12 protein-coding genes are annotated in these 15,645 nt (G+C 57.0%); 3 read left to right on the top strand and 9 right to left on the bottom strand.

Annotation, left to right across the window (positions count from 1 at the left end; genetic code table 11):
* Positions 1-217 precede the first annotated feature (217 nt).
* A complete protein-coding gene (locus tag P9254_RS26960; RefSeq protein ID WP_278056133.1) occupies positions 218-2,545 on the top strand; it encodes a glycosytransferase in 2,328 nt (775 codons plus the stop codon).
* Entirely contained in the window at positions 2,545-4,212 is a 1,668-nt protein-coding gene (locus P9254_RS26955; protein WP_278056132.1) for a glycosyltransferase, read from the top strand. The genes P9254_RS26960 and P9254_RS26955 overlap by 1 nt, the downstream gene beginning before the upstream one ends.
* Positions 4,213-4,262: 50 nt before the next feature.
* Here P9254_RS26955 and P9254_RS26950 read toward each other — a convergent pair whose 3' ends face one another.
* The 7 genes from P9254_RS26950 to P9254_RS26920 all read right to left on the bottom strand — a co-directional run bounded on the left by P9254_RS26950 (position 4,263) and on the right by P9254_RS26920 (position 11,915).
* On the bottom strand, positions 4,263-5,015 hold the full coding sequence (locus P9254_RS26950) for an ABC transporter ATP-binding protein (RefSeq protein ID WP_278056131.1): 753 nt from the start codon (positions 5,013-5,015) through the stop codon (positions 4,263-4,265).
* On the bottom strand, positions 5,012-5,800 hold the full coding sequence (locus P9254_RS26945) for an ABC transporter permease (RefSeq protein WP_156752695.1): 789 nt from the start codon (positions 5,798-5,800) through the stop codon (positions 5,012-5,014). The genes P9254_RS26950 and P9254_RS26945 overlap by 4 nt, the downstream gene beginning before the upstream one ends.
* Complete coding sequence (locus P9254_RS26940; protein ID WP_278056129.1) at positions 5,787-6,896, bottom strand: DegT/DnrJ/EryC1/StrS family aminotransferase; 1,110 nt, start codon at positions 6,894-6,896, stop codon at positions 5,787-5,789. Before P9254_RS26940 ends, P9254_RS26945 begins: the two co-directional genes overlap by 14 nt.
* 2 nt (positions 6,897-6,898) lie before the next feature.
* Entirely contained in the window at positions 6,899-7,987 is a 1,089-nt protein-coding gene (gene gmd / locus P9254_RS26935; protein WP_278056127.1) for a GDP-mannose 4,6-dehydratase, read from the bottom strand.
* 49 nt (positions 7,988-8,036) lie between these two features.
* Entirely contained in the window at positions 8,037-9,452 is a 1,416-nt protein-coding gene (locus P9254_RS26930) for a mannose-1-phosphate guanylyltransferase/mannose-6-phosphate isomerase (RefSeq protein WP_278056125.1), read from the bottom strand.
* A 2-nt stretch (positions 9,453-9,454) separates the two neighbouring features.
* Positions 9,455-10,882 carry a phosphomannomutase gene (locus P9254_RS26925; RefSeq protein ID WP_127240124.1) on the bottom strand — a complete coding sequence of 476 codons (1,428 nt, stop codon included), beginning with the start codon at positions 10,880-10,882 and terminating at the stop codon, positions 9,455-9,457.
* A gap of 439 nt (positions 10,883-11,321) precedes the next feature.
* Positions 11,322-11,915, bottom strand: a complete 594-nt coding sequence (locus P9254_RS26920; RefSeq protein ID WP_278056123.1) for a biotin transporter BioY — start codon at positions 11,913-11,915, stop codon at positions 11,322-11,324.
* 201 nt (positions 11,916-12,116) lie between these two features.
* Here P9254_RS26920 and P9254_RS26915 point away from each other — a divergent pair, with 201 nt between their 5' ends.
* Positions 12,117-13,025, top strand: a complete 909-nt coding sequence (locus tag P9254_RS26915) for an MBL fold metallo-hydrolase (protein ID WP_278056121.1) — start codon at positions 12,117-12,119, stop codon at positions 13,023-13,025.
* Position 13,026: 1 nt separating this feature from the next.
* Here P9254_RS26915 and P9254_RS26910 read toward each other — a convergent pair whose 3' ends face one another.
* On the bottom strand, positions 13,027-13,812 hold the full coding sequence (locus P9254_RS26910) for a DUF1499 domain-containing protein (RefSeq protein ID WP_278056119.1): 786 nt from the start codon (positions 13,810-13,812) through the stop codon (positions 13,027-13,029).
* A 79-nt stretch (positions 13,813-13,891) separates the two neighbouring features.
* Entirely contained in the window at positions 13,892-15,520 is a 1,629-nt protein-coding gene (locus tag P9254_RS26905) for a fatty-acid--CoA ligase (protein ID WP_278056118.1), read from the bottom strand.
* Between the last annotated feature and the right edge of the window lie 125 nt (positions 15,521-15,645).

The following is a 15,645-nucleotide window of genomic DNA, read 5'->3' as shown; positions in this document are numbered from 1 at the left end:
ATATCCTCCGAGCCCCATGTTTCCAGATCCATTTGGAGAGGATCCCGCTGCACGGCATAGAGCGCCGCCTGTTCACCGGCAGCCACTCGATCTTGTGCGAACTGTCCACGTCAGGCCTTTTCCGAATGCCGTGTTAACCACCCAGAGCCCCCTAGACAAGCCATCCCAATGCTTATAGCTCATCGCCCCTGACTCGAGATATCCGAAGGGTTTGGCATTGTCTGAGAAACCCCGTAGAGCACTCTGGCTCATCAATCACAGCACTCTTCGCCAATTTGAGGTTCCGCTCTTGGAGTCGCTTGGCTATGAAGTGTTCCTTCCTAAAATATACCACTACGACGAGGCAAATCTAAGCGCTTCCGTGGATTTCAGTCGGGACAAGGGATTGACAATACCCCCAGATGATCTTGAGACGTTAAATAGGCATAATTTTTATCTAGGCATGTCTCCGGATGTAAGCGAGATAGCAAATAAGCATTTTGATATCGCTTTTTGTGCATTCTTTCCGGCCCAGCTAGCCGCATTGGTCAGGACGTTCAATGGTCATATTGTACTTCGTCCGTTTGGTCTGTCTGGGGAAACAACTTATACGGATTTAACGATACAGAATTTGGAATTCTACTTCCTGCACGAGATCGAGAAGCGGCACGAGCGATTTTGGTTCGGCCAAGCCTATGACCATCTTGCCTCGATCGAGTCGGGAGTATTTAGACGCAGAGCGCTAACGCTTCCGCTGGGGCTCAGGGATGCTGTGGTAGAGAATACCTGGGTCGGCACAGATCAAAAGATACTATTTGTCTGTCCAAGAATCGGGACTTCACCTTACTACAATACTATCTATGAACATTTCAAAAGTGTTTTTGGGAAATACCCTCACATTATAGCCGGCTCGCAGCCGATACAAATCGAAAATGACGTTAGTGTAACTGGTCGCTTATCTGACGAGGATTATAAGCGGGTAATGCGTGACACGCGCGTTATGTTTTATCATAGCCGCGAAGAACGACATCTCCACTACCATCCACTCGAGGCGGTGCGAGCTGGTATGCCGCTGATATTTATGGCGAGCGGCATGCTCGACCGTCTTGGCGGAATAGATTTACCAGGCCGATGCACCAGTGACAAACAGGCGCAAAGCAAAATTGACAGAATATTGAAAGGTGACAAGAAATTCATCCAATCTGTTATCTCCTCTCAGGCCAGCCTCCTGAACCAGCTTTCGAGTTCCTACTGCGAGCCAATCTGGCGAGCCCAATTCGCTAAGATTGAACAAAGCGCTGAATTTCGGAGCAATCCACCGCTGCAGTCTATAAAACGCAGTCGCCGCATCGCTGTAATACTACCTCTGTCTTTCAGGGGAGGTTCCCTGAACATCGCTAAGATGACCGCGAAGATGCTGACGGTCGGAGCGGAACGAAATAACGATAAAGTTGAGGTTGTTTTTGCACACCCTGATGATAAAGTATATTCTGATCTTGATTTCTCTGATTTGAAAGAGCGCAATATAAAGACAAGGGCATATAATTGGAGATTAATTTCTCGGACTGAACTTTCTAGAATTCAAAAGTTAATTGGTTACAATAATAGACCTAAAGAGCAAGCTTACTGGCTTCCTGTCGATGATGCTACCGATCTGCTTGATTGTGACTTTTGGATTCTTTCAACCAATAGCATCGCTTGGCCTCTCGCGCCCTTGAGACCATATTGTGTTTTTGCGCAAGACTTCCTTCAGCGATATGTGCCGGAATCAATGGGCGATCACTACGAAAATGGGGCCATTCAAACCGCCCGACACGCAACGGCCGTCTTCGCCAGCACTCCCCACACATTGGAAGACGTGGTCCAGTACGTTGGCGTGCCGCGAGCCAGGACGGCCTTGGCGCCAATGGTCGCAGATTTCAGCAAGCTTCATGGACGGTCGCCAGCAGACCGGGAACAAGCACCCTACATGATTTGGACAACCAATGCAGCGCCTCACAAGAATCACATTATGACATTGGAGGCCCTCCAACACTATTACACGAGCCTGGAAGGCAAGCTGGATTGCTACGTCACGGGAGTGAACACTTATCAGTTGTCACCCAAATTCCAGGATAGCGGCGATGGGTCTGCAATCACGAAATACCCAGAATCAGTCCGATCTTTTCTACGCGCAAGCCCAACCCTTCGCCGGCATGTAAAGTTCTTGGGAGACCTTCCGGAGGATCGTTACGTTTCCGTTCTGAGCGGAGCTCGCTTTTTGCTGCACAACGTTATCATGGACAATGGCACCTTCTCTGTTGCTGAAGCGGCCTATGTTGGCACTCCGTCGTTGTCCAGTGACTACCCACCAATGCGATACCTGGCCGAACGATTCAATTTGAAACCCGATTTCTTCGATCCCAGAAACCCTATCGAACTGGCACAGCGAATGAAGGTGATGGAGGAGCGCTGGAGAGAGAAATCGCACAGCTTACCGGAGCCACAAACGTTAGAACTGAATAGCTGGGACGCGCGGAGCGCCGAATTTTACAGGCTTGTGCTGCCGTACCTCGGAGTTGTCTGATGAAAATTGGACTGTTCTTAGCTTACCGTCCCAACACGCCGTTCTCCAATCAAGGCCTCGGGCGCCTTATGGCTGAACTCTTGCGCGGCTTTTCTCAAACTTGTGGAGAACCGGTAACGGTTGTCTGTCCATCTTGGTTGGCTAGCGACGTCCAGAAGTTGACCTCTCGCCTCCCTGAAGGCTCAGTCCATATAGTCTCTCCTGCCAGGATACCAGTCATCGTTCGCATTCATCAAGCCCTCTTTAGGCAACGTACTCAGCCAAGAAAGGGACTTCTAGGGCAGTTACTTCATCGTTCAATGAAGGCAGTATCTAGTGGCGCCGGTACGGCCTTTCGCGCGGTTATGGCCACCTTGAGCACGAGGAGTGTTCTAATCTTTTTCGTTGGCGTGCTTTCGCTTGCGATTGTTGCTGCAGCCGCTACGATTGCTCTCGCCCCGGTGTTCCTGATTGGTCTCTTAGTCGTGGCGGTTCTCTACGGAATCCCAAGACTAGAGAGGCAAGTTAAAATGTTTCGCAAACTCGCTTCGGTAAGGCGTGGCGCAGTTAATTTTGCAAGTCGTGCTCTTGGTGACCGTCCATCGCTGCTGGTGGCAATTTACAATACGGTTCATCGTAAAGAGGTATCAAATATGCTCTCGATAATAGATCGCCTGAGCGATATTGATATCTGGTACAGTCCAACGATATTTTGGCCGGAATTCAACCAGATCAAAAAGCCAACCGTTCAGTGTTATCCAGATATGGTCCTAGGAGAATTCCCCACTAGATTTGCTTTCGGTTCGCGAACCGATCGGCTCGATGCCGTATTTGGTCAAGCCCTATCTGCAATACAGTCCGGTAAGTATTTTATCACCTATAGTTCCACGACGGCGGGTCCGTCACTTCACGATCGATTTGGCGTTCCTCGCGACAGCATCATAACTATACCGCATGCGGCGATGGATTTATCCGGAAATGTGCTGATCCATGGCACCCCAGATGCTAAGGCGGCCACGGATAAGTTTGCGCGGGTGAAACTGACAGAATTTCAGCGAGCAAGATGGAATGATGATCGCTATTTGCATGATTTCGATTTTACAGACTGCCAGTACTTATTCTACGCGTCCCAGTTTAGGCCTAACAAAAACATCCTAAACCTTTTAAAAGCTTATGAAATAGTTCTAAGGAGGAAATTTTATCAATGCAAGCTGATCCTCACAGGACACCTCGACTATGCCCCGGAGGTGAGGAAATTTCTCGAAGAGCGGCGCCTAGGGTACGACGTGATATTGGCGCAGGATGTGTCGGATCAGATGCTAGCCGCCCTTTATCGAGGCGCGGCCCTCGCGGTAAATCCCACCCTCTATGAGGGCGGCTTTCCATTCACATTCACAGAGGCGATGTCTGTAGGGACACCAGTGATCATGAGTCGAATCCCTCAGACCGAGGAATTCATTAAGGAAGAGCTTGCGGATCAGATGCTCTTCGACCCGCTGTCGCCAGAGGAGATTGCCGAGAAGATTGTGTTTGGCCTCAACCATCGAAGCGAACTTTATGATCTGCAATTTCCTCTGTATGAGCTGCTGCGTGAGCGCACTTGGCGAGACGTGGCAATGGAGCACGTCGTTGCATTTGAGAAAATTCTAGCTGACCACAATTCGCGACCCCGTCGGACAATGGAATAAGTCGCTTCCCTCACCGGGGATATCAGCCGATACGGCTTAGCGGATGCCGACTATCCTGCAATTCCGTTGATGCGCCGATACGTGGTGATGGCGTCCTCCATCGGACCATCAAAGGCAACGTTGCCATGATGAAGCACAACACCGCGCTTGCAGAGCGACAGCAAGGTGTTGAAGTCATGTGAGGCCAAAACTAGTATTTCGGCATTGTCCACAAGGTCCATGATGCGCTTCTTGGCTTTCGCCATGAAGTTCGCATCGCCTGCGCCGACAACCTCGTCGAGCAGAAGTATGTCGCCGCCGACTGCGGTCGATATCGCAAAAGCCAGTCTGACCTGCATTCCGGCTGAATAGGTCTTGATCGGATAGTCGATGAATTCACCCAGATCTGCAAATTCTGCGATCTCTTCCTCGACCGACCGCATGAATTTCGGCGTGAGACCAAGCAGAAGACCCCGATACAGGATGTTCTCTCGCCCAGTCGCATCCGGCTCGAAGCCCAGACTGAGATCGAAGAGCGACCGTACGGTACCTGTCACCGTACGCATTCCCGACGAAATGGGATATAGCCCGGCAACCACTTTAAGGAACGTGCTTTTACCTGCACCGTTATGCCCGAGCAGACCTACCCGCTCTCCCTCTTCTATCTGGACGCTGGTATCCTTCAGTGCGTGGATGTCCAAGATCTCTTTCTTCTTAAGCCGAAAGCTTAACGAAGAAGCAAGGGCGGCCTTTAAGGAGGACTCGCGAAAAGCCGTCGAAGCATAGTGCAAATTGACGTTTTCAAGTCGTATCGCGTTCCTCATAGGTAGAAGATCACCTTCTTTTCGGCGCCACGTCCGACGGCGACGGCGAACACTGCGAGTAGCGCGGCCGTACCGATGCACCACCCGTAGTTCGAGGGCGTAGGCCACTCGCCCCGCAGCAACGGGGCTCTGACGATCTCGAGCAAGTGGTAGATAGGGTTGTAGTCCAGAAGGACATGCAAATTGCCCTTACGGAAGACAGAAGTCTCGAAATAGATCGGTGAGACAAACCACATGGCCTGCATAATGAGGCCGAGTGCGTGCGGCAGATCGCGGAAACGGGTGCCGATATAAGCCATCAGGGTTGCCCATGGCCAGGCGATCATTGCCAGTATCGGAAAGATCGTAAGAGCTGCGAACCAACTCCAGGACAAATTTTGCGGAAAAACAACCAGGACCCAGACCACGAGCGCCGTGCTGGCAAGTCCGAGCACGAACAGACCTGTCAGCACGTTGCGTAACGTATAAATGGCAAGCGGGTGTCTGGTTTGCTTGATATAGGCGTCTGCCTGAACAAAAGCCAAAGCACCCCCGATGACTGTCGATATGACGTACTCCCAGATGATCATTCCTGAGAGAATATACGGCGCATAGGCCCCGAGCGAACTTCCAAAGATATTGCTGAAGACAACAGAAAGGAGCAGCGTCAGCCCGAGTGGCTGCAAGATCGACCAGAACACGCCGAAAAAGGAGCGCCTCCAGCGCGCGCGAAGATCGGCCATGGACAGATGCCACCAGAAGTAGCGCGCCGCCCATACGCCTTTCATGTAGTCAAGCAAGGTCATATCCGATTCTATCGAAGAAGGACGTGACGGCTTCCCAGATGTGCTCAAGCTGTTCAGGCGTCAATGTTGGATAGCTGGGCAGATTAATTCCGCAGGCGCTTATGCTCTCTGCAACAGGCAGTGCGACGTCTGCACGGCAATGCGGCATGAGATGGGCAGGTGGGAAAAAGGGCCGCGTTTCGACCTGATGTTCCACGAGGTGTTTGCGCAGCGGGTCCCGTTGCGCAGGATCATCGACAACAATGGAGCACATCCAGAAGGAATGATCCACCGGTCCGACCGGGTCATGAGTCCGCAAAGGTAGGCCAGCAAATGCTTGCCTGTAGCTTTCCGCGACAGCCTTTTTGCGCGCAAGAAAGCTATCGGCCATCTCGATCTGTGCCAGCCCGATTGCCGCCTGGATATTGGTCATTCGATAATTATAAGCAAGCACGTCATGCCAGTATTCACGGGTCGGGGAGACGCCCTGGCTTTTCAGGCGCCGGCATTTGTCCATCACATCAGCCGATCGCGCCAGAACCATTCCGCCTTCGCCCGTTGTGATTGTTTTATTCCCGAAGAAACTGAAAGTGGCGACATCCCCAAAGGTGCCAACATGCTGGCCTTTCCAGCGGCTGCCGAACCCTTCCGCGCAATCCTCAATGAGCAGCAAATCATGATCGCGGCAGAGGGTCGAGATCGCATCCATATTGCAGGGATGCCCATACAAATGCACCGCCATGACCGCGCGGGTTCTGGGGGTTATGGCGTTCCGCATTGCTTGCGGATCCACCTGCAGCGTGTCCTGCAACGAGTCGACGTACACCGGCGTCGCGCCGGTCTGCAAAATAGTGTTGACCGTCGCTATGTAAGTGAAACTGGGAACGATGACTTCGTCGCCAGCACCGATGCCCAGCGCCTCCAATGCAAGATGAAGGGCGACGGTGCCGTTCGCAACGCTAGTGGCCAGGCTGGCACCAACATACTTCGCAAAAGCGTCCTCAAATCGCGAAATAAACGCGCCCCGCGAGGAAATCCAACCCGTTGTCAAACACTCATTGACGTACGCGGATACGTTTCCACCAAGGTATGGCTCATACACTGGAATGCGTGACATGTTTATTCTGGACGAGCAAAGGGTTGATAACCATGTTCTGCAAGCAACTGCTCTCGCCGCGCACCCTTGAAGTCCTCATGAATCATTTCTTTGACCAGCTCGGCGAACTTGATCTTAGGCTCCCAACCAAGCTTCTTTTTGGCCTTGCTGGCATCCCCAAGAAGCGTTTCAACCTCCGCTGGGCGGAAGTAGCGAGGGTCAACAGCTACGACGCAATTACCGCTTTTTGCGTCGTATCCATTTTCGTCGACGCCTTCGCCTTCCCATCGGATATCAATGCCCAGTTCTGCAGCCGCAATGGTAACAAATTCGCGCACTGAGTGTTGTTCACCAGTTGCGATGACAAAGTCTTCCGGCGTCTCTTGCTGCAGCATCAGCCATTGCATCTCGACATAGTCTTTCGCATGTCCCCAATCACGCAAAGAGTTCAGATTGCCTAGGTAAAGCCTTTCTTGTATTCCTAGTTTGATACGGGCGAGAGCCCGCGTAATCTTGCGTGTTACAAACGTCTCGCCCCGCATCGGCGACTCGTGATTGAACAAAATGCCGTTGCACGCGTAAATATCGTACGCTTCGCGATAATTGACCGTAATCCAATACGCATACAATTTGGCTACAGCGTATGGAGACCTTGGATAGAATGGCGTGGTCTCCTTTTGGGGCGTCTCTTGCACAAGCCCGTACAGCTCGGACGTAGACGCCTGATAGAAGCGGACCTTTTTCTCCATGCCAAGAATGCGAATGGCTTCCAAAATCCTCAGAGCGCCTAAAGCGTCGGAATTTGCGGTATATTCGGGCTCCTCAAAAGAAACGGCAACGTGGCTTTGTGCGGCGAGATTATAAATCTCGTCAGGCTTCACAAGTTGAATAACCCGCATAAGACTCGATGAATCCGTCAGGTCGCCGTGATGCAATGTTAAGTCCACACCTTTTTCATGTGGATCATGGTACAAATGGTCGATACGGTCTGTATTAAAAAGCGATGTACGACGTCTTATGCCATGCACCGAATAGCCTTTTTCGAGCAAGAGTTCCGCCAGATAGGCACCGTCTTGCCCGGTGATGCCGGTTATCAGGGCTGTCTTTGTCATCAATGCTCTCGATACTATCTAATGATCCGCTCTGCCAGCCGATGAACCCTCAGGCCCGACCATAAACGTCGTCGAACCGCACGATATCGTCTTCACCAAGATACTCCCCACTTTGCACTTCGATCATCACAAGCGGAAGGACGCCCGGATTTTCCAGACGATGCTTGTGGCCGCAGGGAATATAGGTGGACTGGTTGATCGTGAGCAGGATTTCGCTCTCGCCATTAACGACCCTGGCAGTTCCGCTCACCACCACCCAGTGCTCGGAGCGATGGTGGTGCGCCTGGAGGCTCAGGCGGGCGCCTGGCTTCACTTCAATGCGCTTGATCTTGAAGCGGTGCCCTTCCTCCAGCACGGTATAGGTGCCCCACGGGCGATGCACCGTGCGGTGCAGTGTTGCCGTCTCGTGCCCCTCCGCCTTGAGGCGGTTATAGAGGTCCTTCACTTCCTGTGCTTTGTCCTTGCGCGCGACCAGAAGCGCGTCCGGCGTGTCCACGATCAAGAGATCCGAAACGCCGACAAGACCGACCAGCCGATCTTCGCTATGCACGTAGCAGTTCGCCGCGTCGTGCAGAATTGTTTCGCCGGTGGCGCGGTTGCCCTTGTCGTCGGCCGAAACAAGTTCCGACAGCACGGACCATGAGCCGATGTCCGACCAATCGAAACCGCAGGGCACGAAACCCACGTTCCTTGCCTTCTCCATCACGGCGTAGTCGATAGAAACAGCGGGAACAGCCGCGAAGCTGTCCCTATCCACCTCGACGGTGAGCCGGTCCGTGCCATCCGCTGTCCTGCCTTTCTCGAGGGCTGTGCGCGCACTGGCCAAGATGTCCGGGCACAGGTCCCGCATGGCTTCCAGCATCGAGCGGGCCGTGAAACAGAACATCCCTGAGTTCCAGAAGAAACGGCCGGTAGCGATAAATTGGGCCGCGGTGGCCGCATTCGGTTTTTCCACGAACCGAAGAACTCTATCCCCCTCGGCCTCGACGTAGCCAAAGCCCGTTTCGGGGCGGTCGGGCTTCACGCCGAATGTGACAATCTGACCTGAGGCCGCAAGCGCCGCCGCTCTCGCGACACTCGCGCGGAAGCCGGCCTGATCCAGTATCAGATGATCAGCAGGGAGCACGACTAGGACGGCGTCCGGGTTCTCATGCGCGACGTGCACTGCCGCGAGCGCAACTGCGGCCGCCGTGTCGCGGCCGAACGGCTCCAGCAGGAATGTGTTCTTCACGCCTGGAGCCGCCACCTCCGCATATTCATCGGCGGTAAGAAACAGCAGGTCGCGGTTGGTGACCGTCACGACATGATCGATGCCTTCGAGCTCCACGGCGCGCGCGTAGGTCTTTCGAATCAACGTCCCGCCCTCCGGCAGCGGGATGAAGGGCTTCGGATGCAATGCGCGGGAAATCGGCCAGAGCCGAGAACCGACGCCGCCGCTTATGATGACAGGGACGATATTGGTCAACTTCAACTCTCTAAGATCTGAGCCCCGGCCAGAGCGAGACTCCAACCGAGCAATTCGTCTGCGCGGGATTCCGCTTTTGCCTCGACGTAGCAGCGCAATTCGGGCGCGTTACCTGACGCACGGAAGTGCACAACTTCTCCGTTAGGGACGGTGATACGCACGCCGTCATGGTTGTCAATATTCCCGATGCCCCCGAGATCCGCGAAGATGTTGTCGGCATAGGCTGCGTCAGCCGCCAACTTGCCAAGAAAGGAGGCGCTATTCTCGCTCGGCACCCCCTCGAGCCGACCGCTTGCGGCGGCAAGAAAGCGAAAGTCGGCCGCTATCTCGGCGAGTGGGCGACCATTCTTTGCGATCACTGCAAGCGTGCAGACAATTGGCAATACCGAATCCCGCGTCTGCAAAGCCGGGAGGATGCGCCCACCTCGCTCGACGGACGAACCCAGGAGAACCCCGCCATTCGCCTCGAAGCCCACGACACATCTTGCGCCTTGGGCGAGAGCAGTGCCGATACCTTCGATGACATAGGGCGAGCCCACGCGTGTGCGGACCACCCTTGCGAAATGACCGCAGCGCTCCAGACCGGAATTGGAACTGACCGGTGTGACAACACAGTCGGCACCCAGGACATTTGCCGTGATTGCACCTACCAGATCGCCGCGCACGAAAGTACCGCTGGCGTCCGCAACGAGCGGCCTATCGCCATCGCCATCGGTAGACACGATCGCGTCGAACGGTTCCGCTGCCGCCCAATCCTTGAGAAGCGCCACATCTTCCTGCCTGAGCGCCTCTGTATCGACCGGAATGAAATGTTCGGCCCTACCCAGAGGTACCGTTTCAGCCCCCAGTCCGCGAAGAATATCGACGACGACGTCTCTTGCCACGGACGAGTGCTGGTAGACGCCGACGCGCAGGCCAGAAAGGCTGCCTTGTTCAAAGAAATCCAGGAAGCGGTCCATGTAGCCCTGGAACGGCTCGGCGCCCACCCGCACAGGATCAACTCGCGACAGGAGCGGAACGGGATCCCCGATGGCTGCGTGGATTTCGACGATGTCGCGTTCATCGCGCTTATCGATCTCCCCGTCCGCCCGGTAAAATTTGAGCCCATTTCTGTCGTCGGGAATGTGACTGCCAGTGACCATTATTGCTGGAGCGTTCTCGCCGGTAGCGTAAAGCGCAAGCGCGGGCGTGGGTAATGCTCCACAATCGACCGGCACAAGTCCGGACGCGGCGATCGCTGAATGAACAAGTTGCGCGATCTGGGGACTGGAGGCGCGTAGGTCACGTCCGACAAAAACCTCCGAGCCTTCGTTCAACAAGTTCCGATTCTGGAGCATGCGCAGGAAAGCGACGGTGTAGCTAAATGCCGGCGTACCTCGAAGCTCGCTGACTAGGCCGCGCAGTCCACTGGTACCAAACTTCACAGTCACCCTTTGCGACCCTTTCCGAAGAAATTTGGCTTGGTGCAAGTTAGGCAAACTGACATCGTTTTCGCGCGGGCCGGCCGAGCATTACGGCAGATGCGGAGCATCAGATAACGCATCTCTACAGATCAGGTCACCTGAGCGGCCTGCCGTATATTTCCATTTAATATTAGATACTTCTAACATTATTGGACAGAGGAACGCTCTTCTGCCTTCTGCAAGGATAGCGCCTTTCAAGAAGGTCTCCTTGAATTGCCGAGCCCCCCGGCCCCGCAAGCTGCTCGTGCTTATGTTTCGCGAAGTGGCTTGTCAATCTCTGGCTGAACCTACACACAGCGGGCTTCGCCATTTACACCAGATGCCAGAGAGCGAAGCCTCAACACCGTCGAAATAAAAAGCCGGCGCGTGAGCGCCGGCTTATGGTTGATCTGTTGGAACGGAATTTTCAGGACTGCTTCGGCAGCAGCGCCCAGACCGCCGGCACGAGGCTCGCGGCCAGCGCCACCTTGATCAGGTCGCCGGCGATAAACGGCGCGACGCCGAACTGCCAGGACTTTTCCGGTCCGATGAGCGCCGCCAGCCAGGCAAAGCCCATCGCCATCATGACGATCTCGGCGGCAAGCATGGCGCCGAACAGCTTGAAGGGGTGGCGGTCCCAGCCGCGGTCGGCGGCCCAGCCGGCGATCGCCGCCATCACCACGAAGCCGGCAAGGTAGCCGCCGGTGGAGCCCAGCATATAAGCGATGCCGAGGCCCTTTTCCGGCGTGCCCTGGAACACCGGCAAACCAAAAGCGCCCTCGGCGAGGTAGAGAAGGAGCGTCGCGACGGCAAGACGCATGCCGAAGGCCGAGGCGATCAGCAGCACCGCAAGCGTCTGCAGCGAGATGTCGACCGGACCCAACACCACTTTCGTCTTCGCCGACAGGGTGAGCAGGAGGGTTCCTGCAAGCGCCAGAAAGAGCTGGCTGGCAAGCCGGGCCGCGCCCTGGTCGGGCAGAGCGAGAGAAACGAGCGGGCGTATCGTGGTTGCAGTTGCCATGGTCTTCCCCATCGTGGCTGATTTGCTGTGTTTGAGGCGCGTCGCGGAGAAACGAGTTCAGGCGGCGCGCTTCAAGATTTCGTCCTGATGCGTGTCGTTCTCCCAAGACTGCTGCGCAGTTTTGGGCGACATGCATTGATTTTCCTATATTGGCTTCGGCAGGATGCGGCAATCATTTTGCCGCGAGCAGCAGGACCCGGCATGACACTTGAATTCGACGCACGCTTCGATCCTGCCTATGGCCAGGCGGTCACGGTCGCGCCGGACGTCCAGCGCGTCACAGCCAGGAATCCGAGCCCGTTCACCTTCCACGGCACCAACAGCTACCTCGTCGGCCGCGACACGCTGGCAGTGATCGATCCAGGGCCGGACGACGATGTGCATCTCGAAACACTGCTCACGGCGATCGACGGCAGGCCCGTCAGCCATATCTTCGTCAGTCATACCCACCGCGATCATTCGCCGCTCGCGGCGCGGCTGAAAGAACGCACGGGCGCTCCCGTGCTCGCCGAGGGCCCGCATCGGCCGGCGCGGCGGCTGCGCATCGGCGAGATCAATCCGCTGGATGCCAGCGCCGATTTGGGCTTCGTGCCCGACATTGCGCTGGCGGACGGCAGCCTTACCCGTGGCGACGGCTGGGCGATCCGCACCGTGCTGACGCCAGGGCATACCGCCAACCACGCGGCCTTTGCGCTGGAGGGGACAGGCATCCTGTTTTCGGCCGACCATGTCATGGCCTGGGCCACATCCATCGTGGCGCCGCCCGACGGGGCGATGGCCGACTATATGAAATCGCTCGACCGGCTGATCGAGCGCGACGACCGCCTGCTGTTGCCCGGCCATGGCGGACCGGTGACCGCGCCGCGCAGCTTCATGCGCGGGCTGAAGTCGCATCGCAAGATACGCGAGCAGGCGATCCTGGAACGCATCCTGAGCGGCGACCGAACCATCAAGGAGATGGTCGCGGCGATCTATCGCGACACCGACCCGCGGCTGCACGGCGCAGCCGGCCTTTCGGTTCTCGCGCATCTCGAGGACCTGGTGGCCCGCGGTCTCGTCGCCAGCGAAGGCGACCCGGCGATCGACGGGATTTTCAGGCCTGCCGGTTAACTCACTCGGCCGGCGCCGCGCCGACCTGGCCGGCGACCTCCTGATCGAGTTCGGCGAGGAAATCGGTGATACGGGCGGCATTGTCGCCCAAGTCATGACGCCCGTAGCGCGAGGCCGAACGCATGTCGACGACGACCGAATCGCCGTCGTCGGCGACGCGGATGGCCACATCTGCCGGCAGACCGAGCACGAAGCCTCTCGCGACCGCGGTGATCGTCGCCTCGCTCTGGCCGTTGATGTCGGGATAGGGCGCGGTCAGTTGCCAGTCCCGCCGGTCGAGCACGGTCTCGACAGCATCGACCACGGTTTCGAAGGGCAGGTTGTAGCTGCGCCCGCTAACCAGCGGATATGCTTCCGCCTGCAGGCTCTGCTCGCCGGGCGTCGGCGGCGACAGCGCGTTCATGTCGCTTGTCCGGTCGCTGGTGTCGAGCGCCGGCGGGTCGTCGACGTCGGTCGAAATGTCGCGCAGCGGCGGATAGATGGTCGCCCAGTAGGCGGCGACACCGAAAGGCGCAAGCACCAGCACTGCCAGCAGGGCGCCGACGCTGAGATCGCGGCCGCCGCGGTCGCCGAAATTCCACAGCCTCGACAGTGCAAGCCCGGCGAGCAGCAGCGCGAGCGCCGCAAGCAGCGCAACGAGCGCCAGCACCCATAGGAAAGGCGGGGTGTCGACAAGGTCGAGGCGGTAGCCGGCAACGACGGTCAGCAAAAGGACGAGCGAGAATGCCCCGATCCGCCGCGACCAGCCGGCCGCCCTCGACGTCTGCCGTTCAGGAATTGTAGCCATCGTATGCCGCATTACCCCAGTCCGCATCGAGACTTAGAGGTTTTTGCGCCAGCCTTGAAGCCGAAAGATTTAACAATCCTCAATCCGTCGGCAGCCGATACTCCTTGAACTGCTGGCGCAAGGTGGTCTTCTGGATCTTGCCCGTCGCCGTGTGGGGAATCTCACCGACGAAGGCGACGTCGTCGGGCATCCACCACTTGGCCACCTTGCCGCTCATGAAGGTCAGGATATCGCTCTTGCTCGGCTCCTTGCCCGGCTTGCACACGACCACCAGCAGAGGGCGCTCGCCCCATTTGGAGTGCGGCACGCCGATGGCCGCCGCCTCCGCCACATCGGAATGCCCGACGGCCAGGTTCTCCAGATCAATGGTGGAGATCCACTCGCCGCCCGATTTGATGACATCCTTGGCGCGGTCGGTGATCTGCATATAGCCGCTGGCGTCGATATGGGCGACGTCGCCGGTGTCGAACCAGCCGTCGGCGTCGAACTGCTCGGCGCCGACGCCGCCGTAATAGGCGCGCGCGACCGCCGGGCCGCGAACTTTCAGTCGCCCGAAGGTCTTGCCGTCCCAGGGCAGCGCGTTGTTCTCGTCGTCTGTCACCTTCATTTCAACGCCGAAGGGCGGGTGGCCCTGCTTGCCCTGGATATCGAGCCTGGCATCGCCGGTCAGCCCTTCATATTCCGGCTTCATGGTGCACAACGTGCCGAGTGGCGACATTTCGGTCATGCCCCAGGCATGCACCACCTCAACCGCGTATTTGTCCTGGAACTTGGCGGTGATGGCGCGCGGGCAGGAGGAACCGCCGATGACGACCTTGTGGAGATAAGGCAGCTTTTTGCCGGTCTCCTCGAGATATTGCAGCAGCATCATCCATACCGTCGGCACAGCGGCGCTGAAAGTTACCTTTTCGGTGTCGAGCAATTCGTAGATCGAGGCGCCATCCATCTTGCAACCTGGCATCACCAGCTTGGCCCCGATCATCGGCGCGGCCTGACCGAGTCCCCAGGCATTGGCATGGAACATCGGCACCACGGGCAGGACGACGTCGCGCGTCGAAACGCCCATGGCATCGGGCATGGCGGCCATCATGGCGTGCAGCACGTTCGAGCGATGGCTGTAGACGACGCCCTTCGGATCGCCGGTCGTGCCCGACGTGTAGCACATCCCAGCAGCCGTGTTCTCGTCGAATGTCTTCCAGGCGAAGGCGCCGTCGGCCTCGGCAAGCCATTCCTCATAGGCAACAGCGTTCGGCAACGGGGTTTGCGGCATATGGGCCTGGTCGGTCAGCACGATCACCTGCCTGAGCGACCTGATCTGGCTGGCGATCTTTTCCAGCAGCGGCACGAAGGTCAGGTCGACGAAGATCGCCTTGTCCTCGGCGTCGTTCATGATCCAAGCGATCTGTTCGGGAAACAGGCGCGGATTGAGCGTGTGGTAGATCGCGCCGATCCCCATGATGCCATACCAGGCCTCGATGTGGCGGGCGGTGTTCCAGGCAAGCGTTGCGATGCGGTCGCCGAGCCCGAAGCCGTCAAGCTCCAGCCGCTGCGCCGCTTTGAGCGCCCGATGACGGATGTCGGCAAAGGTGGTGCGCACGATCGGGCCTTCGATCGAACGCGACACGATCTCGCGCCCGCCGTGCTGGCGTTCGGCGTGATCGATCAGCTTATGGCAGAGCAGCGGCCATTCCTGCATCAGTCCGAGCATCTCGGCTCCTTCCCTTTTTTTCGCGCTTCCGCGTCATGTTTCACGCATTGTGGAATGATCCGGCGGATTGTCCAGCCACCATAAGTCCAAGGCGGTCGGATGGGCGGAGGACCCCTGAAACCCGC

Origin of the sequence: Mesorhizobium sp. WSM4983 (assembly GCF_029625765.1) — a bacterium.
Taxonomy (GTDB): Bacteria; Pseudomonadota; Alphaproteobacteria; order Rhizobiales; family Rhizobiaceae; genus Mesorhizobium.
This window is presented reverse-complemented; position numbering and strand designations above follow the sequence as displayed.